Origin of the sequence: uncultured Streptococcus sp., from assembly GCF_901875575.1 — a bacterium.
Lineage (GTDB): Bacteria > Bacillota > Bacilli > Lactobacillales > Streptococcaceae > Streptococcus.
On record NZ_CABFMF010000044.1, the window covers coordinates 13,738 to 35,791 of the forward strand.

A 22,054-nucleotide genomic window follows, 5' to 3' on the forward strand; every position below is an offset into this window, starting at 1 on the left:
CCTTATTTGTTTTTATGTAATTGTTTATAAAGGAGCCAAGCTAGATAGCCACCCAAGGTATTGGTCCACAAATCATCAATCTCAAAGACGCGATTAAAATCAAAGAAAAAGTCCAAGACTAACTGCGTACACTCAATTCCAAGACTCAGTAGAAAGCTAAAAAGAAGAACCTTTTTTGTCTTCCGCAGGTTTGGAAAAAGATAAAGGAGTTGGAACATCAGAGGAAAGAGCAAGAAGACATTGAGGATATTTTGTAAAAATATCCAACATAATTGCCCCACATCACTCACTTGGTCCAGTTTCCAGAGAGAATTGAAAGGAGTCAAAAGAAAAACCAGGCGTCCAAGATGCTGAATACCTGGAGTTTCCACTCCCGCAGGAGAATGTTCTTGAGGAGTAAAGCAAAAATAGATAATACAAATGCTATAGAAAATAACTCCCCAAACCAAAACATGATTATAAGTTTTCTTCATCATTAAGGATTGACTGCTGCGACTGCTTTCTGGCGGTCACGTTTCATTGTATTAGAGCGCAATTGTCCACAAGCTGCATCAATATCTGTACCATGTTCTTGACGAACAACACAGTTGACCCCTTTTTTCTTAAGTGTATCGTAGAAGGCCATGACGCGCTCCTTAGGACTACGGCTATATTGGTCATGCTCACTGACTGGGTTATAAGGTATCAAGTTAACATAAGACAATTTCTTGATATTTTTGAGCAATTCAGCCAACTCAAGAGCCTGTTCTACACCATCATTGACTTCATTGAGCATGATATACTCAAAGGTTACACGGCGATTAGTTGTTTCAATATAGTACTCGATAGCGGCGAAGAGTTTTTCAATCGGAAAGGCACGGTTAATCTTCATAATACTTGAACGAAGTTCATTGTTAGGTGCATGAAGAGAAACGGCAAGATTGACCTGAACACCTTCATTAGCAAAATCACGGATCTTGTGAGCCAAACCAGATGTTGAAACTGTAATATGTCGAGCACCGATTGCCATCCCCTTGTCATCATTGATGGTACGGACGAAATTCAAGACATTATTGTAGTTATCAAATGGTTCACCGATTCCCATGACAACGATATGGCTGACGCGCTCATCCTGACCACGCTCATCAAAATATTTCTGAACCAGCATGATTTGCGCTACGATTTCACCGTTATTGAGGTCACGTTGTTTCTTAATCAATCCAGAAGCACAGAAGGTACAACCAATATTACAGCCGACCTGAGTTGTTACACAGACAGACAAGCCATAATGCTGGCGCATAAGCACCGTCTCAATCAACATACCATCTGGTAATTCAAAAAGATATTTAACCGTCCCGTCAGCAGATTCTTGAACAATACGTTGTTTCAAAGGGTTAACCATAAACTGATCATTTAGTTTAGCAATCATATCCTTGGAAAGGTTGGTCATTTCTTCAAATGACTGGACACGTTTACGGTAGAGCCATTCCCAAATTTGATCTGCTCGGAATTTCTTTTCACCTTGCTCGAGCACCCATTCCTGCATGGCTTGGCGCGTTAAACTATAAATAGACGGTTTCATTTTCTCTCCTTATATTCCATTCACTTCTGTCGAATAACAAAATGACGCTGACCCTTGTCCTCAATCTGAGAATGCTGGTTTTTATGGCGACGTTTATTTTTCTTATCTGCATTGGGTTTTCTTTTGTTTTGAATAGCTTTTTTAGCGTTTTTTGAAGGACTTTCTTCTTCCTTCTTACGCATTTTTTTGTCAAATGTAGCCCTCTTAGGTGTCTCATTTAATAAAACAAAATAGGCACAACCATAACTACAATATTCCAAGAGATAATCCTGTAGACGACTGATTTTTTCGAGTTTTTCTTCCGTTCGTTCATCCTTGTAAAAACCTCGGAGACGAAGTTGTTCATTACTCCAATCTCCCACGATATAATCAAATTTGGTTAAAACTTCTGAAAAACGCTGATTAAAAGCTGTTACATCAAAAGCGTCCTTGATATTTTCAACCAAGGTAAAACCTATCCCTTCTGTTTCAACCTTGTCCCCATATAGATGGAACTCTGGGCCAGGAAACTTGTTATAGTTGTATAATTCAGGTGCAATTTCTTTTCGCATACTTATCCTTTTTCCACGATTACTTACCACCTATTCTACCATAAATTCTGCAAGTTAGCACGTTTCTTATGAAAATGAAAAAAGTCTGACGATTTAGTCAGACATCTGTTTGATAACCTTAAAAAGAGAAGAATCATTCTTCCCTCCAACTATCATTATTTAGCTGCTGCATAGAGTTCATCTACTTTGTTCCAGTTAATAACTGAGAAGAAAGCTTTGATATAATCAGGACGAACATTACGGTATTTCACATAGTAAGCATGTTCCCAAACATCCAAACCTAAGATTGGTGTTTTACCTTCTGAGATTGGAGTATCTTGGTTAGCCGTTGAGGTAACTTCAAGTTTACCTTCTTTATTGACAACCAACCATGCCCATCCAGAACCGAAGCGAGTTGTTGCTGCCGCAGTGAAAGCTGCTTGGAATTCTTCAAATGAACCAAATGTTGCATCGATTGCTGCTGCAAGTTCTGCTGAAGGAGCTGTTTTTTCTGGAGTCATTAATTCCCAGAAAAGAGCGTGGTTCAAGTGGCCACCACCGTTGTTGATAAGCGCTTGACGGATATCTGCTGGGATAGAATTAACATCTGCAAGTAAAGCTTCAAGATCTTCTCCGATTTCAGGATGTTTTTCAAGAGCTGCATTAGCATTGTTGACATAAGTTTGATGGTGTTTGTCGTGGTGCAAATGCATTGTTTCAGCATCGATGTATGGTTCCAAAGCGTCGTATGCATATGGAAGTTCTGGTAAGATAATAGCCATCTGTAATACCTCTTTTTCTTTCTATATGAAAATGATAACGTAAACATTCACTTTTTTCAAGTTTTTTGCTTATAGATAAGGAAATCACTGAGATACTTTCTAATAAAATAAGCAAGAAACCCACGACAAGATAATCTTGACGCGGGTTGTAGTTTCAAACTTATAATCAATTGACCTGACTAGCAATCTGCAAGAGTGCTTTTTCAAAAAGGAAACCTTTTTCATAAAGACCTGTCTTAATCTGATAGTCTGTCTCAATCAAATAAGAAATAGCTTGCTTCAAAAAGCTCAAAGAAAGTCCTCGTGAATCTCTCAAGGCAAACTTGATTTGATAGGGATTGGGATTGCGTCCCAGATAACTACCTAGACTACTTGCAATCTGGGCTTCTGTTTGACCAGACTCCGCCAAAATTTTCACCTGAGTAAAAGTCCGAAATTGTCCTAGCATGACTGCAATCAGTTTGATTTCATCTTCACCTTGCAAGGTCAAGTCTCTAATCAAGTCGCGCGCCTGATCCATCTTTTTGGTTAGAATAAACTGAGTTAGATCAAAGATATTGTCTTGTAGGGTCTTGGGAATAGCTTGGATAATATCTTCTTCCTCAATAACCCCATCAGATTTATAAGACTGCAAAAAGAGCAGGTTCTTCTGAATTTCGCTAAATTGAAACCCCGACTTGACGAGAAGATTTTCAAAAGAATGATTGGTAAACTGCAAGCCTTGTTTCTGACTCCACTTTTGAAAATACTGGCGCAGTTCTTGTTCTTTGGCTTCTACTGCATCAAAAATCTTGGCATCACGCTTAAGTAATTTGACCAACCGTCTTTTGCTATCTAGTTTTCCTTCTGCAAATATCAACAACTTGGTTGTTGGCGAAGGATTCTCCAAATATTCTTCAAAAGACTTGAGTTCATCTTCCGTCAAAAAACGTTTCTTAGCAGTCGTTATATCGACAAAATGATCTAAAATCACAATTTTTTCATCTGCAAAGAAAGGAAGACTAACCAGCTCTAATTCCAAGTCCCTATAAGCTGCTTCTTTCATATCAAAATAGGCAAAGTTGAGGTCAGCAGAATCATAACCAATCTGTTTCAACACTTGTCTCTTCATAACTTCAAACTGACCCTGATCTGTCCCTGTAAAAAGGCTCAGACTCGGTAAATTTGATAAAGTCAACTTCTGACTTTCTTCAATGGCTAGCATCTTTTCTCCTTTCTTCTGACTTTTTAGTTCATTTAATCGATATAGCGCAATTTCCCACGGAAATCTTCTAGGCTTTCGTACCCTTTTTCCGCCATGATTGCTTTCAGTTCATTAGTAATGCGTTCAAAAGCACCGACACCTTCTTTGTGAAGGGTGGTTCCTACCTGCACCATACTGGCTCCACAGAGGATATGTTCAAAGGCATCACGACCAGTCAGCACTCCTCCTGTACCGATAATTTGGATTTGAGGGTTTAAGCGTTGATAGAAGGCATGAACATTAGCAAGAGCAGTCGGTTTGATATACTCTCCACCAATACCACCGAAACCATTTTTAGGACGGATAACGACAGACTCATCTTCTATATAAAGGCCGTTTCCGATAGAGTTAACACAGTTGACAAACTTAAGCGGATACTTGTTAAAAATAGCTGCCGCTTGGTCAAAGTGAACAATGTCAAAATAAGGTGGCAATTTAATTCCAAGAGGTTTGGTGAAGTAGGCAAACACCTCTGCCAAAATACGGTCTGTTGTCTCAAAATCATAGGCAATCTGAGGTTTACCTGGAACATTTGGACAGGAAAGGTTTAGCTCAGTCAGACCACGAAAATCACTCTCTTGGACTTTTTTCAAGATAGTATGGGTTTCGTCCGGAGACATGCCGACTAGAGATAAGAAGAAAGTTCGGTTTGGCTCTTTTTCCTGCAAATCCAAAAGATAGTCCAAATAATAGTCTAAGCCATTATTTGGCAAGCCCATAGAGTTGATAGAACCAAGTGGAACATCTTGGTAGCGTGGCTCAGGATTTCCCTGACGGAAGTCCAAGGTCGCTGTCTTAGTGACAAAGGTTCCTGCCGCTGAGTTTTTAACCCCTTCTAACTCCTCTATCGTCATACAAGCCACACCTGCTGCATTCATCAAGCAATTGTTAAACTCAAAACCAGCAATTTTTGTTTTTGTTGATACCATGATTCTAATCCTCCAGATTCCTTTTATTGCTAATATTATACCACATTTTCAGATTTCCTCTCTGAGAAAGATATGTCAAAGAAAAAGGTTCGTATTTTATGAATTAAAGAAAAATCTGGAACTAAATTGATAGAATTTTTAGAAAATTTTTGTTTTTCTCTTTACAGTTAAAAAAAATTCTGCTATAATGACTCATGTAATAAAATATGACAATAAAAGGAGAACCATATGACATCTGCTAAAGAATATATCCAAAGCGTGTTTGAAACTGTAAAAGCTCGTAACGGGCACGAGGCTGAATTCCTCCAAGCTGTTGAAGAATTTTTCAACACTTTGGAACCTGTATTTGAAAAACACCCTGAGTATATCGAAGAAAATATCTTGGCACGTATTACTGAACCAGAGCGCGTGATTTCTTTCCGTGTGCCTTGGGTTGACCGTGATGGAAAAGTTCAAGTAAACCGTGGTTACCGTGTTCAATTCAACTCAGCTGTTGGACCATACAAAGGCGGACTTCGTTTCCACCCAACTGTTAACCAAGGGATTTTGAAATTCCTCGGATTTGAACAAATCTTCAAAAACGTCTTGACTGGACTTCCAATTGGTGGAGGTAAAGGTGGATCAGACTTCGATCCTAAGGGTAAAACAGATGCTGAAGTAATGCGCTTCTGCCAAAGCTTCATGACTGAATTGCAAAAATACATCGGACCATCACTTGACGTGCCTGCTGGTGATATCGGTGTAGGTGGACGCGAAATTGGTTACCTTTACGGTCAATACAAGCGTCTTAACCAATTTGATGCTGGTGTCTTGACTGGTAAACCTCTTGGATTTGGTGGTAGCTTGATTCGTCCAGAAGCAACTGGTTACGGTTTGGTTTACTATACTGAAGAAATGCTTAAAGCTAACGGTAATAGCTTTGCTGGTAAGAAAGTGGTTGTTTCAGGTTCTGGTAATGTTGCCCAATACGCTCTTCAAAAAGCGACTGAGATCGGTGCGACTGTCATCTCTGTATCTGACTCAAACGGCTATGTCATCGATGAAAATGGTATCGACTTCGATCTTTTGGTTGATGTTAAAGAAAAACGTCGTGCTCGTCTGACTGAGTATGCTGCTGAGAAAGCAACTGCTACTTATCATGAAGGTTCTGTATGGACTTACGCTGGAAACTATGACATCGCTCTTCCATGTGCGACTCAAAACGAAATCAACGGTGAAGCAGCGAAACGTTTGGTTGCTCAAGGCGTTATCTGTGTATCTGAAGGTGCCAACATGCCAAGCGACCTTGATGCCATCAAAGTTTACAAAGAAAATGGTATCTTCTACGGACCTGCCAAAGCTGCCAACGCTGGTGGTGTAGCTGTTTCAGCCCTTGAAATGAGCCAAAACAGTCTTCGCCTCTCATGGACTCGTGAAGAAGTTGATGGACGTCTCAAAGACATCATGACAAACATCTTCAACACAGCTAAAACAACTTCAGAAACATATGGTCTTGATAAAGACTACCTAGCAGGAGCTAACATTGCTGCCTTTGAAAATGTAGCAAACGCTATGATTGCACAAGGTATTGTTTAAAATTATAAAGACAGTTACAAAAAGATGCTTTTTCAACTGTAGTTGGTTGAAAAAAAGCTAAAATCAAGAAAGGATAAATCTTGTCCTTTCTTTTTTTTATGTTCAAAGCGATGAAAATACGTTTTTTAAAATTGCAAAGTTTCGAAAACCAAAGGAATTTTGTTATCACATATCGATGTTATTGCATTTCATTATAAATGTTATCATACTTCTTCTACAAAAAATAGACTCCATACTATGAGTAGAGCTTTTACTCACTAATAATAGTATAGAGCCTGAATAATACGAAACCTATTTTCCTTACTTGAACACAAAAAAGAGAGGACACCTTCGTCCTCTCAAATCCTTAGATCTTCTTCAGCTAGAATAAGATCTTGCCAACTACTTTATTAGTTAAAATTTGTTTCATTTAAAAATGGATAGCCTCACGGGTTTTCTCATATGAGCTTACAAAACGCTTAGAAACGCCAGGTTCTGCAACTTCCAGTGCTTCCGAAATCTTATCAAATGAAGCACGGTAATCAAAATCTGTTTCAAAAATAGCTAGAGCTTCATTAAAGGCTTCCTGGATTCGTTCATCAAATGAGCGATAACGGTTAGAATACTGTAGTAATTGTTCTGTCAATGTCGCATATTGGACAATATTATATGTCTCAGTTTCCAGTGTTTCCATATTATTCGTTACAATTTCGAGAATACGAGTAACTGCTTCAATATTAACCAATTTATGATCTAATTCAGCCATTAAATCTTCGGTATTATTGCTTGCTGTAAAGAACAACTTCAAGAAAGACTGTGGAATACCAGGTAAATTTCGTTTTTCCATGTATCTCTTAATGGTATGAAGACGATTAGCATAAATAGTTGCTTTTTGGCGAGCATTATAGTCATCTTTTTCAATACGAGCAAGGCGCTCACTTATTGAAATTTGTTCATCTTCTATTTCTTTCAGTTTTTCCTGTAAAGATTCAAGGTTTTCTTCAATAATCGAATAAGCTTGAGTTGGCTCATCTTGATTTGAAGTCGCTTCTTCAATAGCTAGTTCAAAGCTCTCTAATTCTCTCTGTAAACGACTAACATGACTTTCATCAGATTCAGAAAGCAAATAGTTCTTATTTAAACGCTCAATATCTTTGATTAATAAAGCATTATTTTCCTTCATATGTTTAAAATAAGTAGGAAGTGTTGCTACTAAACCTTCTACCACTTTCTGTGCAGCAATTTCCCTTGTAAAGATATCATAGAGGGAATTAATTTCTTCTTGCACTTGGGTATTTTCGTATTCAGCATTGTCTAGTTCTAATTGAGCAATGTTTTCATTATTTTTCTTCAAGGCTTCATAAAGCAATTGGAAACGAGCCTCAATATCAGTCTCAACAAAATGATAATTTGCATCCAAAAGTTTACGATAACCATCTTCTAGATCTTCCAATTGGTCAGGCAAGTCTTTAGACAATGTTGTTACAATTGCTGGCATACGATCAACAATATGAGTCAAAGCTAAAATATGATTTTCAACATTATCCAAAATGACAGCTGCTTCAACTGGATCTCCAGAAGAATTCAAAGTCACAAATTGAGAAAACTCTGATTGAATATTCTCCAATTGTTTTTCAATCTCAGATAAACCTTGTCCATACTCTTCTGAATGATCCGCAACCCGATGCTGAAGTTCTTCAAATAAATCCAAAGTATGAAGAACACGACCACTATTTTTAGCCTCTTGTTTCTCTAAATCTGCTAAAGCATTTCGAATAGAGGCTATATCCTCTTCAATTAATGTAATTTGACTCTCTATCTGATCGATTTGATGACTTGCCTTGAAAAATCGGAATGAATTATTGTATCCTTCTGCTTCGAAAAGGTTATTCTCGATATCAGCAAAAGAATTGAGTGACAGATCAACCCATTTTTGATTCCATTCACGGAAGGCCACTTGGCTCTGCCCAATCAAATGCATGTTTTTTACAGCTTCAACTTCATCATTTACTGGAAGATTGTAGAGCTCTTCTTTTTTCTCTTCTAAAATGGCTAGTTTGCTTTCATTACGTTTTTTTACATAGATAGCTACAACATATGAAATAAGCAAAAGAATTGCAACTGCAATTATAAGATATATTACCAGATTACCAGACATATTAAACTCCTTTTTCACTTGAAACAATCGTAATGATTATATCATATTTTTTAGACCAAGGGAACTACTTCGCCCTATTTTTTAGATATCCAATGTACTATAGACAGCATTTTCTTCGATAAATTCACGACGAGGTTCAACACGATCCCCCATTAACATATCAAAGATTTTATCTGCTTCAGCAGCATCATCTACCGAAACTCGCGCCATTAAACGATGTTCTGGATCCATAGTTGTTTCCCACAACTGATGGTCATCCATTTCACCAAGACCTTTATATCGTTGGATAGTTGGCTTTGAACGCCCTTCACTATAACGTGCTAGAGCTTCTTGGAGTTTAATTTCTTGATCTGCTCCTGGTTGGATGTATTCTTTGATTTCACTTCCCACCTTCACACCATAAATTGGTGGTTGAGCAATATAGACATAACCTGCTTCCAGGATCGGTTTCATATAGCGATAAATCAGGGTCAGTAAGAGAGTACGGATATGAGCACCATCGACATCAGCATCTGTCATCAAAACAAGTTTTTGGTATCGGGCTTTACTTACATCAAATTCTGCACCGAACCCTGTTCCCATAGCTGTAAAGAGGCTACGAATTTCTTCGTTAGCAAGAATCTTATCCATGGTAGCTTTTTCAACATTCAATATTTTACCACGAATTGGCAAGATAGCTTGAAATTCACGATTTCGTCCAGATTTTGCTGAGCCACCAGCTGAATCTCCCTCAACGATGAAAAGTTCTGTTTCAGCAGGATTATTTGAAGAACAATCTGCTAGTTTCCCTGGAAGATTAGAAATTTCCAAGCCCGACTTCTTGCGAGTCACTTCACGAGCACGTTTAGCAGCTACACGAGCCTTGGCAGCGACAATCCCTTTCTCAACAATACGTTTTGCAATTTGAGGATTTTCCATGAGGAAATCAGAAAAGGCATCACTGAAGAGGCGGTTGGTAATCTTTACAACTTCACTATTACCTAGCTTGGTTTTGGTTTGTCCTTCAAACTGTGGATTTGGGTGTTTAACTGAGATAACAGCTGTCAAACCTTCACGGACATCTTCTCCTGTTAAGTTGTCTTCATTGTCTTTCAGTAACTTATTTTTACGAGCATAATCATTGATAACACGTGTCAAGGCTGTACGGAAACCTTGTTCATGCGTTCCACCTTCATGGGTATGAATATTATTGGCGAAACTCATGACATTCTCATGATAGCCTGTGGTGTACTGCATGGCCACTTCAACGGTAATGTCTTCCATTTCACCATCTGTATAGATAGGTGTCTCAAAAACAACATCCTTGTTTTCGTTGATATATTCAACGTAACTAGCAATCCCACCCTCATAATGGTAACGCTTGGTCTGTTCAAGACCTTCACGCTTATCAGTAATAGAGATTTGCAGTCCTCGATTTAAAAAGGCCAATTCTTGAATCCGTTTATTTAATTTATCAAAGTCAAAAGTTGTCGTTTCAGTGAAGATTTCTGGATCCGGTGTAAAGTGAACTGTTGTTCCCGTTCTATCCGTATCTCCAATCACCTCAAGATCAGCAACAACATGACCACGACGGTATTCTTGGTAATGAATCTTACCGTTTTTGTGGACATGAACGTCTAATTGAGTGGACAGAGCATTTACTACGGACGAACCTACTCCGTGAAGTCCACCTGAAACCTTGTAACCACCGCCGCCAAATTTTCCTCCTGCGTGAAGAACAGTAAATACGGTTTCAACGGCAGGTCGACCTGTTTTTTCCTGGATATCAACAGGAATACCACGTCCATCATCAACAACAGTAATAGAGTTATCTAGTTCAATAAAGACTTGAATATGGTTGGCAAATCCTGCCAAGGCCTCGTCAATTGAGTTATCAACAATTTCCCAGACTAGATGGTGAAGCCCTTCTTTTGAAGTTGAACCAATATACATCCCTGGACGCATACGAACAGCCTCTAAGCCTTCTAAAACTTGAATTTGACTGGCATCATAATCCTGTGCCTGCAGATTTTTGATTTCTTCTGTCATCTTATTCCTTTTTCTTATATGTCTAATACTTGTCTTAATTTCACGATACTCTCAAACAAATGAGTATCTAAACCAGCTGCCTGTCCTGCTTCTACGTCGATTAATCGATCTCCAATAACAAGACCAGAATCTATGTTATATTTATTCTTCAAATAAAGCATGGACTCAGGATTAGGTTTTCTCTTAAATCCTGAACTTGATGTCACCACTTCTGTAAAATAGCTAGCAATCTTTGTTTTCTTCAAAATGTCCAGCACTTGATTATCTCTATGAGAAACCAAAAAATGACGACCACCTTGTTTTGAAATATCTTCCAACAAAGCTGATACACCATCAAACAAGATAGGATGTTCAAGCTCGATGGCCTCGTTTTCCTTATATTTCTCTAAAAAACGCTCTAAATTGGGAGCAAATGTTACAATTGCAAAGTCAGTAGAAACTTTTAAAGCTTGATACACACTATCATGATCTTGGACAATTCCATACTCTGCTAATGTTTCTACAAAAGCAGCTGTAGATGTCTCATAATTATCCAGTAACGTTCCACCTAAATCCCATATGTAATCGTGATATTTCATAGCTTTCATTATAGCATTTTTTTGGTAAAAAAGCGATGATTTCCCTGTCATTTCCACACAAAAAAGCGAGAAAATTCTCGCTTTACTGATTTTTTTCAAAAACATCTCGATAGAGCATTCCTTCTCTCAAACTTGCAGAATCACCACCGAGTTGGTCCACTAACTCATAAGCAAAGGCAAGTGCTGTAGCTGGTCCACGGCTAGTTATTAACTGACCATCTACATGAACGGTTTTCTTAATATACTCTCCATCAGTTATCTGCTTCTCTATACCATCATAGCAGGTAAATTGCTTGTTCTTAAGAACTCCTGCTTGATGAAGGGCAATCGGTGCAGCACAAATAGCTGCTATTTTCTTGCCTGCTTGTTCAAATGATTGGATTTCACAAATCAAGGCATCATTATCACGCAAATGGGTTGACCCTGGCATTCCCCCAGGTAAAACAAGCAAATCATAATCTGATAAATCCCCATCAAAAACACGATCAGCTTTCACTTGAATGGCATGTGACCCAGTGACCTGCTCCTTAAAACCAACCATATCACAATCAATATTTGCTCGACGTAAAACATCCACAACTGTCAGAGCTTCAATTTCTTCAAATCCATCTGCTAGTACAACTGCAACTTTAGACATAATAGACACCTCATTTTATTCGTTTTAGGACAATTTTTTTTCTTCTAGATGGTACTCTTCCACTTATTTCTTCTGCAATTGTTAACTGATAACTCATTGAAAGTAGTAAACCAACACCAATTAGATTACTAATAATTGCAGAGCCACCTTGTGAAATAAAGGGAAGTGGAATTCCTGTCAAAGGAAGCAAACCTGTCACGGCACCAATATTTTCAAAAATGTGGAAAAGCAACATCATGATAAAACCTGTTGAAATATATGTATAAAACTGGTTATTTGATTTTAAGGTAATCTTTAACATACGATAGATAAGTAGTAGATACAGAACAATGACAAAAACCGATCCTATAAAACCGAAGTCCTCTGCTATGACAGTAAAAATCATATCGCTCTCTCTAACTGGAATGAGTAGATTAGAGGCATTAAATCCTTGACCAAATAAACCACCACTACCGATAGCAATCTGACCTTGGGCCTGTTGATAAGTTGTAGTTTGAGCAAAGTCAAAAGGATTAAGCCAAGCTAGGATACGATTTATTTGATAAGTAGGCATGCCTATTTGATAAAGAAAGGCTCTGCCATCTTTATTTATAAAAATGGCAAGAAATCCTGCAATTCCTGTCACAGCTGTTACAAATACTGGAATAATTATTTTCCACGAGACCCCAGATATCAGAACCATTCCTGAAAAAATCGCTACAAAGACTAGCGCTGTCCCCAAGTCACTTTGTAAAGCTAGGAGAATTAAAACAGGAATAGTAAAAGCAATCATCCAAACAATCAATAAGAAATCCAAAGGAATAGTCCGTCGCCAATCCTTATGTTTTTGGGTAAACTGTACGATAAGGCGTGCTAAAATGAGAATATAGGATATTTTCATAAATTCAGATGGTTGAAATAAAGTAATACCATTTATTGATACCCAGTTTTTTGCTCCTGTTGAAGCAACTAAACTGGGGTTATAAAATACTATCGGCAGTACCATCAGTCCCAAACCAAAAATATATAAAAAAGGAGTTACTTTCCAAAGAAATTCTGTGTTAAACAGCATGACTACAAAGCTAATGACAATACCAAGAGCAATCCATGCAATTTGTTGTCCCAAAATAGGTAAAATGTTGTTTGGATAATCATGACTCACAGCTATATAAATAGCTACTACACCGATTACCAGTAGAAAAAAAACTGGCAATAGTAAACTGTAATCGACCCGAGAGTCGAGAGAACGTTTCATATACAATAACCTTATACTTTCATATTAAAATATTTATCAAAGTCCCTTAAAGAAATCCTGAATAACCTTATTTAGTTCAGATCTAGCACAAGTTTTAATGGTCACTTCTTTCGATAGAGAGGTAATTATTTGTTTCGCATATCGTTTTCCAACCATTCTACTATCTAAAATTAGAGTTAAAGCCCGTTGGTGTTCTCGTCTCATACTTCTTCCTAGAGCTTGTTTCAAACGAATGATGGCCATTGGAAGTTGATAATCATAAAAAGGATTTTTCCCTTCTTGGCTAAGTTCCAGATTGATTTTTTTTGTTAGGGGCTCCTGAGGATTCTGAAAAGGTAATCTGGGAACTACTTGAATAACAAAAGGATGAGTAGAAAAATCAACTCCTTCCCAGAAACTAGTAGCACCAAGAAGAATTTGTTGCTCACCTTTCTCAAAGCGTTTTTTTAACTGATGAACATCACCGTTTTTATACTGGGCTAGGTGACTTACAGGCAATTTATCAGAAACTGATAACAAGAGATCTTTAGCAGTAAATAGGACCATAATTGGTTGCTGAAGCTGGTGAATATCCAACAAAAGAGCAACAATTTCATTGGCATAATCTTCTAAAGAGGTTTCTGTTATCGAAGGAAAATCTTTTATCAAAACAAGCTCTTGGTCTTGTTTTCTGTTGGCATCAATCTTAACAAATCTTGCTTCAGGATAGCCCAATAAGGTAGACAATGAAACTCTCTTGCTAATTTCTAGTGTGGCCGAGACTCCCAATAATTGACAAGATTCAGGTAGTAAAGACGATAAGAGAATACGACCTGATTTAGAAGAGGAAATTTGAACTTTATTTTGACTACCGTCATGTAATTCTAACCAATAATCGCAATCAGATGTAAAAAATCGAGTAAGCTCTCCAAGACCTTCTACTCTTATTTCAGAAAAATACTGTTGTAAATTTGAAAGAGAATCTAGAATATTTTTCCTAGGCTTACCTGATTGAAATTGTTCAATCAAGTAAATACACTCAAAACGAATACTTTCCAGTATACGTTGTTGAACCTTGGTTTGTTCCTCCAGTAATGCTGAATCAATTAGATCAAGGATATACTGAAGATCATAGGTCTGTCGAAGTAGATTTTCTAGAGTCAATAATATCTTTTGAACTTCATCAATAATCAACAAACAATCAGCCACAAAATCAGGATCATCTTCTAGTCGAGTTACAAGATAGGCATGATTGGTAAGAACCACCTTACATGCTTTTGCTTTCTCCTGACTTCGCTTCCAAAAATCTTCTGACTCAAATAAACTGTGAGATGAAAGGTAGCCATCATGCCGTAAATCCTTTAGAAAATGTTGGTAACGATAAAGTTGACCAATTTCATCAAAATCTCCCGTTTCTGTCTCTGTTAGCCAGACTAACAGTTGCATTTTAAATCGTGAAAATAGTCTATTTTCATCTTTTCTTTGTAAAGATTGATAAAAGGCGTCCAATTTCAGATAATTCTGAGGCCCCTTTAAAGAATGAATATCAATATGGAATACTTCTTTAAGACGGTTTCCTTCTTGTTCCATAATTTGATTCTGAAGGATTTTTGTAGGTACACTGAGAACAATTTGATGCTGATCAACTTTTGACAATGCTGGTAATAGATAGCCATATGTTTTGCCAATACCAGTCGGAGCTTGAATAAGGGATACCCTTTCATTCTCCAAGAGACTATCAACCTCTACAGCAAAGGTTTCTTGGGTTTCTCTTAATTCTAAATCTAACAAGGAAATATTTTTAGAAAAATCTTGAGATAACTTTCTAGACTTCAAATGCGCTGGAGGTCTCTTAAAATAAATACCTTGTACTTCAAGTAAATCTGATGATTCTATGAGGGATTGATTTTGAAAAATTTCCTCAATAACAAGGTAGGATTCATACAATAAAGCATCGGATAGGCTAAGCAAATGTTCCAAAAGTCCTTTGGGAAGTTGCGACATCTTTTCCCGAAGTAAAAGAAGTAACTCTGCCGTAGCCTGAGCATCTGCGAGAGCAGTATGAGCGTGTTTTAGAGAAATTCCTAATTCTCGACACAAAAAAGACAAATTGTATTTTACTAATGTTGGAAAAAAGACTTGAGCTAATTCAACAGTATCAACTCTTGGAGTTCTCAACTCATAGCCTTCAAAAAAGAGATGTTCAGCTAAAAGATTGGCATCAAACTGAACATTGTGGGCTACAAAAATCCCATCCTCAACCAAGTCAAAGATTTTTCTGGCAACTTGTGAGAAATCAGGTGCTTGCGCCAGACGTTTGTCTGTCAATCCTGTCAGTTCTTTGATATGACTATCCAAAGGTTCGTGTGGATTGACATCCGTCGTGTAGTGATCGACGATTTTTCCGTCCTCAATCACAACAATTCCCACTTGGATAATTTTAGCCTTACTACCTGTGCTAGTTGCCTCTAAATCAACCACAACATAGCGATTACCAATCGTTTTCATTATAAAAATTATACCAAAAAAAGACCAATTTGGCACTTGGAAAATTGGGAAATTTACACTATTAAAAACAGTATTTCCCTTTACAAATCTTCTATTTAAAGCAAAGAAGGCCTTGTATTTACTTTATTCTTTCAATAAAAAAATTAAGAGAAGAAATGTTTTCTTCTCTCAACGAACCATATACTTTATTTAACCATATCAGGATCGTAATCATAGAATCCTGTATCAAGGAATCGGTTTTTAGGGTGAAGTTTACGCACTTCTTCATCCAGCAAGAAGGCTTGGTCATGGCTAAAGTTACCCTCTTGAATCAAACTACGCGCTTGGATAAAGAGCTTTGCAATCTCAACAAAGTTCTGACCAGGAGTGTAGAGCCCTTCTAGTTTCCAGTGAGTAAAACCATGCTCTACCAATTCTGTCAATTTGGTCATCAAATCAAGGTCATTATTAGCAAAAATGTGGGTACCATGATTGTCTTCAAAAATGGAATAGTGGCTCTCAGGATCACTTGGCTCAGCCAAGAAAAGGTCACGCTTGCGAGTCTTTTCATCATCGATATGCGTAAAGTTATAGTAGTTTTGCAGGAGCGGACGCTTAGAATGATGGATAACACTAGCACCATAAACCAGAACTTCAGCAGGAATTTCTAAAATCTCAGGCATTTTGAAGAGTTCAGCCGATGGAATTTCACGCGCCAAAACAGCCTCAGATGCGCCAGCCTTTTGTCCCCAGAAGTTAATCTGACGACTGCTAGTTACCATAGTCGAAGCATCGTAGATGGTCTTAAAGGAATAACCATCGCGGTTAACCACATAAAAGACACCTGCATCCCCAATCGTAATGTAGTCTGTCTTGATTTCTTCCAAAAAGTCTAAGAAAGGCTTGATACGGTCCATCATATCTTGGTGCATGAGGGCATTAACCGCAACAATCAATTCCTTACCAGCATCATGAACCAGCTTAGCAATTTCACGCAATTGGTCATGACTAAAGATCGTTGGCAGACGAAGGCCAAAATCTTTCTCACCTACATAGATACGGTCTACCCCAGCCTCGAGCAGTTGTTTAACTTGTTCAATACTTTCAGCAGTTGCTGTAATGATAATCTTTTCCATAAGAAAAATTATACCATATTTCTCAAAAATCAGCTATTCTTTGAATATGAAAAGAGACTTTATCAATTTTGTAACCTTTCTGTAATAAACATATGGTGAAAAAATGATAAAATAGATAGGTACTGTTAAGGAGAGAATCATGCCTGTAAGAAAATTACAATCCTATGAGGTAGACTATCAAGAAGAACTAAACCATCAGCTTCCTCGCTATCAAGATTACACACCTGAAGCGCAATCTGATGCCAATCTCAAGGAAATCCTATTTTTTGTTAATATCGCTGTTTTTTGTATCTGTATTGCTATCTTTAGTTTTATCTTTTTAGCATTAAAATTATCAACTGCACTCGCTCTTGGTGCAGCCATCCTATCTAGTTTATTTGTTTTAAAACTTCAACGTTCTGTTATCAAACGAAAATTTAAGAAAAAATAAATCTAAAATCTCGCCTATCTAGAGCGAGATTTTAGATTTATTTTTTCTTTTTTGATGGTGTTTGAATGACTACTTTTACTTCAAATATTGTTCCTCTGGGTTTATTGTCTTTGACGGCAATCGTTCCTTTTAAGGCATCTACTATTTGCTTGGCTAAAGACAGCCCTAAACCAAATCCACCTTTTTGACGGGTTCTCGCTTTATCTACACGATAAAATCGATCAAAAATTTTCTTTTTATCTTCCGTTGAAATTCCAACCCCATTATCTGATACTGTTAAATATAGGTGTCTGTCAGTTGCTGAAATAACAAAATCAATTTCACCGTCTTCTTCTGTATACTTTATAGCATTATCAAATAAAATCGTCATCAACTGTTTTAATAGAAGAGGGTCGGTAATGATTGTACGATGGACACGATTTTCAAACCGAAAAATCTTATCATTTTCTGAAGCTATTATCTCATAATTTGTAAAAGTTGTATTGAAAAAACTAGTAGGCACTTCAGCAAGCTCAGGTTTGATCCCGTCATCTCTCCGAGCTAGATTTAGCAAATTAGTTGTTAAAAATCGCATATTCCTCACTTCTTCTAAGCTAGAAGCAATACTTTCACTCACATCCATAATGGTTGCTTCTGGCTTGCGAAAAAGAGTTTCTAGGCGATTCTGTAAAACGGCTAAAGGAGTTCTTAACTCATGACTGGCATTTTCCACAAAAGACTGTTGTTTTTGCATACTTTCTAACAAAGGACGTACACTAACTCTTGCAAGATAGAGACTAGCTATTAAAGATAAAATCCAAAAACTCGCCATAACAATTACAATCAGCTGTTCATGCTTCTGGCTGACTTGCTCTAGCTGGCTGGTATTTATTAAAACAGCAGCATATTTTATATTGCTTGATATAGAACTAAGATTTATTTGCATTAAAATCATTCGATAGATTTCTTCTTGACCATAGCTGTTCAATACTTGAATTTGATAGATATGGCCTAGTTCCTTCTGTTCTAACCGAATCTTTTCCAAGCCTAAAAAACGATTACCGGACAGTAATTGGGTAAAATTCTTATCAAATAAAATGACCTCTGTATTGGAACTAACATTCGGTTTTATATCTGTCTTACTTGCGTCTGCAGTAGCATTCTCTAAGTCTTTAATCTCCTCATTCGCTCTGTTTACAGCAAGCTGAATAACCGCTTGAGGTTTTTCACTAAGACCATGAAGCTTATCATCCACCGAAGTATAAAGACTGGAATGCATAACCTGTAAAATAATCAAGGTCATGGTAGAGAAAATAAAGGTAAATACACCAAAGTTACGGATAAAGTAACTAAAATCATCAGCATACCATGTTTTTTTTAGTTTATTGAACATCTTTTAAAATATACCCAACACTACGCAAGGTCTGTAAATTCTCTGCAAAAGTGGTTCCCTTCAATTTCTTACGAACTTTTGAAACATAAACTTCTACAACTGAAATTGTCGTATCACTATCAAATCCCCAAAGACGATCAAAAATCTGCGTCTTAGGTAAAATGACATTTTGGTTTTGAAGGAAATAAACCAGTAAATCAAATTCTTTTCCTAATAATTCGACAGGAGTATCTGCTACTTTCACTGTATTTGTCGATAGATTAACGACAAGGTTTCCATAAGATAAGGTATTTTCGTTAAATTTTCCTGAACGTTTTAGCAGGGCTTGAATCCGCATTTTCAGTTCTTCAAGATAGAAAGGCTTAGTCAGATAATCATCCGCTCCCAGTTCAAAACCATGTCCCTTGTCATCCAGACTTTCCTTGGCAGTCATGATCAGAACTGGTGTCGTAATTCCTTTTTCACGCAATTCTTTCAAGACTTGGAAGCCATTTTTTTCTGGCAACATCAAATCGAGCAAAATCAAGTCATAGACACCACTCTCAGCTTCGTAGAGACCTTCTTCCCCATCAAATACCTGCATGACATCCGCAAAATCGTCTAAAAAGTCAAATACTGAATTGGACAGGCCTAGGTCATCCTCGACTAATAAGATTTTTATCATGAGAAACTCCTCCTTATTAAAACCATTATACCAAATTTGCCTTAAAAAAACTCAACTCCCTCTTACTTTAAGAGAGAAAGTTGAGTTTTTATTATTTTACGAATGTTTAAGCTTTCCCATATTGAAGAACGACTGCTTCCACCGCAGCTTTTTCACGGTTAATCAAGTCAACACGCGCTGCAATTTCCTTGATTCCCATACCGATGTTACGGCTAAGAGCAAGGTCAGAAAGTTGTGGTTCAAAGAATTCCTTGTATTCCGCCAAGCGTTGCTGAGTTTTAAAGATGTGTGATGGGAAGATAACAAAACTATCAAAACTCATATCACCACCAAGAGCTGCCTTAATCCAAGCCCAGTTTTCACGCGCCCATACCCAAACAGTTTCTTGAGTAGCTTGGTGTCCGAGGAAGTGGAGATACCATGAAGAAAGGTCTTGTGGCTTGACGACAAATTTGTCCTTCCAAGTTGCAAGAAGAGTTTGAATGTTTTCTGCATCTATGCTGTAGGCAAGAGCCGCTGCCAACTGACGTTTAAAGACTGCATCTGTTGCATGAGTGTAGAGGTCAAGATAAGTTGCTACCAAATCCTTGGTCTCATGATGTTTCATCTCATTGATGAGAACTTGTGAGCGGATGGCTGCTGGAAGGCCTGCAAGCTGATCCTTGTTAGCTTCGAAGATTTGGCTAGCGACTTGACTAGCTTCTGCATCATTTGAGCGAATCATCATCGAAACAGCCAACTGACGAACCAATTCATCCTCATCTGATTCTCCATCTTTAGCTTCAAAACCAAGACGATCATAGTTATGACGAGCCAATTTCGCAACCAATGCTTTGAAGGCTCTTTCAGCTTCTGTTCCTTCATCGATAAAGCGCTCAAGGGCAGAAATCACTTGAGAAACAGCTGAAACGACAAGGTAAGATTCTTCTTTAGCAAGTTTATCAAGGACTGGGAGCAAGTCAGCATAAGAAATGTGCCCTGCTTCAGCAAGCAAACGACGTTCTTGAACGATTTGCAGTTTGCTTGTGTTATCAAGCTCAACTAGGTCAGCAAGAACAGCTTCTAACAAGTCTCCTTGATAGTCTGTAATGTAGTGGGCTGTATTTTCAGTATTGAAACGAAGAGCTCCATCATTTTCAGCAAGAAGAGCTGCGTAGCCAGGGATTTCGATACTTTCAGTTTCGAGTGTATCAGGTAAGCCTTTCCAGTTACTATTGAGTGGGACAACCCAGAGACGGTTCTTGTCCTCGTGCTCACCGATAAAGAATTGTTTTTGCGAAATCTTCAAGACATCATTTTCAACTTTGACAGTGAGAACTGGATAACCAGGTTGTTCCAACCAAGAATCCATGAAGGCTGCGACATCACGTCCTGATGCTTGACCAAGAGCATTCCAAAGGTCACGACCAATGGTATTGCTGTATTGGTGTTTTTCAAAGTAGGCATGCAAGCCTTTGGCAAAATCGGCATCACCTAGCCAACGACGAAGCATGTGCATGAGGCGACTTCCTTTGGCATAGACGATAGCGCCGTCAAAGAGCGTATTGATTTCATCTGGATGTTTAACTTCCACGTGAACAGACTGAACGCCATCAGTCGCATCGCGTTTCAAGGCAGACGGAACACCACCTGTTTGGAAATCTTCAAAGATATTCCAGCTTGGTTCAATAGCATCCACACAGACGTACTCCATCATGTTGGCAAAACTTTCATTGAGCCAAAGGTTATCCCACCATTTCATCGTTACGAGGTTACCAAACCATTGGTGAGCCAATTCATGGGCCACAACAAGAGCAACTTCTTGACGGCTGGCAAAAGTTGAGTTCTCATCCACAACCAAGTAAACTTCACGGTAGGTCACAAGACCCCAGTTTTCCATAGCACCAGCTGAGAAGTCAGGGAGGGCGATATGAAGAGATTGAGGAATTGGGTACTTAACTCCATAGTAATCTTCGTAAAACTCGATAGAGCGAACAGCGATATCTAGTGAGAAATCAAGGTTAGATAATGGATGGGCTTTGGTTGAGTAAACACCTACAAGGGTACCGTTCTTAGTTTTAGCTGTCACACCTTGCAAATCACCTGCGACAAAGGCTAACAAGTAAGAAGACATGCGTGGTGTTGTCTCAAACTTCCAGATACCTGTTTCCTTACGGTTTTCAACATCGATTTCTGGCATGTTAGACAAGGCCAATTCACCTTCTGCTTGGTCAAAACGTAGAGAGAGGTCAAAAGTCGCTTTGGCTTCTGGCTCATCCACACATGGGAAGGCTTCGCGCGCAAAATGACTCTCAAATTGAGTAGACAATACTTCCTTCTTGACTCCATCAACTGTGTAGTAAGATGGGTAAATCCCTGTCATGTTGTCTGTAATTTTTCCTGAAAAAGCGATAACCACTTCGACTTGACCTGCTTCCGCAAGTTCGATATGAAGGGCTTCATTGTCATGATCAACTGTAAATGGACGAGTCTGACCTGCAACTTCTACAGAAACGATTTCCAAATCTTTTTGGTGAAGGGAAATACGGTCACTCTGTGCTTGACCAGTGATGGTCACCTTCCCTGAAAACGTCTTGGTCTCACGACTCAAGTCTAAAAATAAATCATAATGTTCAGGAACAAATTGCTTAATAAAATGTTCAACTGCTTGCATAGTTTTCTCCTATCTAAGTTTAAGAGCTAGAGCTCTTCTTCAAACAAACTTATTATATCATTTTTTGCTTGAGAAAAAAGGATTGGACGGTAATTTCCA

17 protein-coding genes and 1 pseudogene are annotated in these 22,054 nt (G+C 38.0%); 2 read left to right on the forward strand and 16 right to left on the reverse strand.

Annotated features, from left to right (window positions below; translation table 11 throughout):
* Nucleotides 1–2 precede the first annotated feature (2 nt).
* The 6 genes from QZ114_RS07770 to QZ114_RS07795 all read right to left on the reverse strand — a co-directional run bounded on the left by QZ114_RS07770 (nt 3) and on the right by QZ114_RS07795 (nt 5,045).
* Nucleotides 3–476, reverse strand: coding sequence for a VanZ family protein (locus tag QZ114_RS07770; RefSeq protein ID WP_295501743.1), 474 nt, complete (start codon nt 474–476; stop codon nt 3–5).
* Nucleotides 476–1,561: a 23S rRNA (adenine(2503)-C(2))-methyltransferase RlmN gene (rlmN, locus tag QZ114_RS07775; RefSeq protein ID WP_295501744.1), complete on the reverse strand. Its 1,086-nt coding sequence runs from the start codon at nt 1,559–1,561 to the stop codon at nt 476–478. Before rlmN ends, QZ114_RS07770 begins: the two co-directional genes overlap by 1 nt.
* 20 nt (nt 1,562–1,581) lie before the next feature.
* Entirely contained in the window at nt 1,582–2,112 is a 531-nt protein-coding gene (locus QZ114_RS07780) for a YutD family protein (protein WP_295501746.1), read from the reverse strand.
* Between the two features lie 155 nt (nt 2,113–2,267).
* Entirely contained in the window at nt 2,268–2,873 is a 606-nt protein-coding gene (gene sodA / locus QZ114_RS07785) for a superoxide dismutase SodA (protein WP_295501748.1), read from the reverse strand.
* Between the two features lie 166 nt (nt 2,874–3,039).
* Nucleotides 3,040–4,077 carry a DNA polymerase III subunit delta gene (gene holA / locus QZ114_RS07790; RefSeq protein ID WP_295501750.1) on the reverse strand — a complete coding sequence of 346 codons (1,038 nt, stop codon included), beginning with the start codon at nt 4,075–4,077 and terminating at the stop codon, nt 3,040–3,042.
* 32 nt (nt 4,078–4,109) lie between these two features.
* Nucleotides 4,110–5,045: a dihydroorotate oxidase gene (locus QZ114_RS07795; protein WP_295501752.1), complete on the reverse strand. Its 936-nt coding sequence runs from the start codon at nt 5,043–5,045 to the stop codon at nt 4,110–4,112.
* 228 nt (nt 5,046–5,273) lie between these two features.
* Between QZ114_RS07795 and gdhA the strand changes: the two genes are divergently transcribed.
* Nucleotides 5,274–6,620 (forward strand): NADP-specific glutamate dehydrogenase, encoded by a 1,347-nt coding sequence (gene gdhA / locus QZ114_RS07800; RefSeq protein ID WP_295501754.1) that lies wholly within the window; start codon nt 5,274–5,276, stop codon nt 6,618–6,620.
* Nucleotides 6,621–7,029: 409 nt separating this feature from the next.
* Here the strand turns inward: gdhA and ezrA are convergent, their stop codons facing one another.
* The 7 genes from ezrA to QZ114_RS07835 all read right to left on the reverse strand — a co-directional run bounded on the left by ezrA (nt 7,030) and on the right by QZ114_RS07835 (nt 16,836).
* On the reverse strand, nt 7,030–8,757 hold the full coding sequence (ezrA, locus tag QZ114_RS07805; protein ID WP_295501756.1) for a septation ring formation regulator EzrA: 1,728 nt from the start codon (nt 8,755–8,757) through the stop codon (nt 7,030–7,032).
* A gap of 81 nt (nt 8,758–8,838) precedes the next feature.
* On the reverse strand, nt 8,839–10,785 hold the full coding sequence (gene gyrB / locus QZ114_RS07810; protein ID WP_295501758.1) for a DNA topoisomerase (ATP-hydrolyzing) subunit B: 1,947 nt from the start codon (nt 10,783–10,785) through the stop codon (nt 8,839–8,841).
* A 14-nt stretch (nt 10,786–10,799) separates the two neighbouring features.
* Nucleotides 10,800–11,363: an HAD family hydrolase gene (locus QZ114_RS07815; RefSeq protein WP_295501760.1), complete on the reverse strand. Its 564-nt coding sequence runs from the start codon at nt 11,361–11,363 to the stop codon at nt 10,800–10,802.
* 82 nt (nt 11,364–11,445) lie between these two features.
* Complete coding sequence (locus tag QZ114_RS07820) at nt 11,446–12,000, reverse strand: DJ-1 family glyoxalase III (protein ID WP_295501762.1); 555 nt, start codon at nt 11,998–12,000, stop codon at nt 11,446–11,448.
* 10 nt (nt 12,001–12,010) lie between these two features.
* Complete coding sequence (locus QZ114_RS07825) at nt 12,011–13,234, reverse strand: FtsW/RodA/SpoVE family cell cycle protein (RefSeq protein WP_295501763.1); 1,224 nt, start codon at nt 13,232–13,234, stop codon at nt 12,011–12,013.
* Nucleotides 13,235–13,270: 36 nt separating this feature from the next.
* The gene (locus tag QZ114_RS07830) at nt 13,271–15,721 is read right to left on the reverse strand and encodes a bifunctional DnaQ family exonuclease/ATP-dependent helicase (protein WP_295501765.1); all 2,451 of its coding nucleotides are present in this window, start codon (nt 15,719–15,721) and stop codon (nt 13,271–13,273) included.
* Between the two features lie 185 nt (nt 15,722–15,906).
* Nucleotides 15,907–16,836, reverse strand: coding sequence for a peptidase U32 family protein (locus tag QZ114_RS07835; RefSeq protein ID WP_295501767.1), 930 nt, complete (start codon nt 16,834–16,836; stop codon nt 15,907–15,909).
* Nucleotides 16,837–16,975: 139 nt separating this feature from the next.
* Between QZ114_RS07835 and QZ114_RS07840 the strand changes: the two genes are divergently transcribed.
* Complete coding sequence (locus QZ114_RS07840; protein WP_295501768.1) at nt 16,976–17,266, forward strand: DUF3270 domain-containing protein; 291 nt, start codon at nt 16,976–16,978, stop codon at nt 17,264–17,266.
* A gap of 14 nt (nt 17,267–17,280) precedes the next feature.
* Here QZ114_RS07840 and QZ114_RS07845 read toward each other — a convergent pair.
* The 3 genes and pseudogenes from QZ114_RS07845 to QZ114_RS07855 form a co-directional block, all read right to left on the reverse strand.
* A pseudogene (locus QZ114_RS07845) lies at nt 17,281–18,638 on the reverse strand (HAMP domain-containing sensor histidine kinase).
* Nucleotides 18,628–19,302: a two-component system response regulator CiaR gene (ciaR, locus tag QZ114_RS07850; protein WP_295501770.1), complete on the reverse strand. Its 675-nt coding sequence runs from the start codon at nt 19,300–19,302 to the stop codon at nt 18,628–18,630. Before ciaR ends, QZ114_RS07845 begins: the two are co-directional and overlap by 11 nt.
* A gap of 106 nt (nt 19,303–19,408) precedes the next feature.
* A complete protein-coding gene (locus QZ114_RS07855; protein WP_295501772.1) occupies nt 19,409–21,955 on the reverse strand; it encodes a M1 family metallopeptidase in 2,547 nt (848 codons plus the stop codon).
* Nucleotides 21,956–22,054 lie beyond the last annotated feature (99 nt).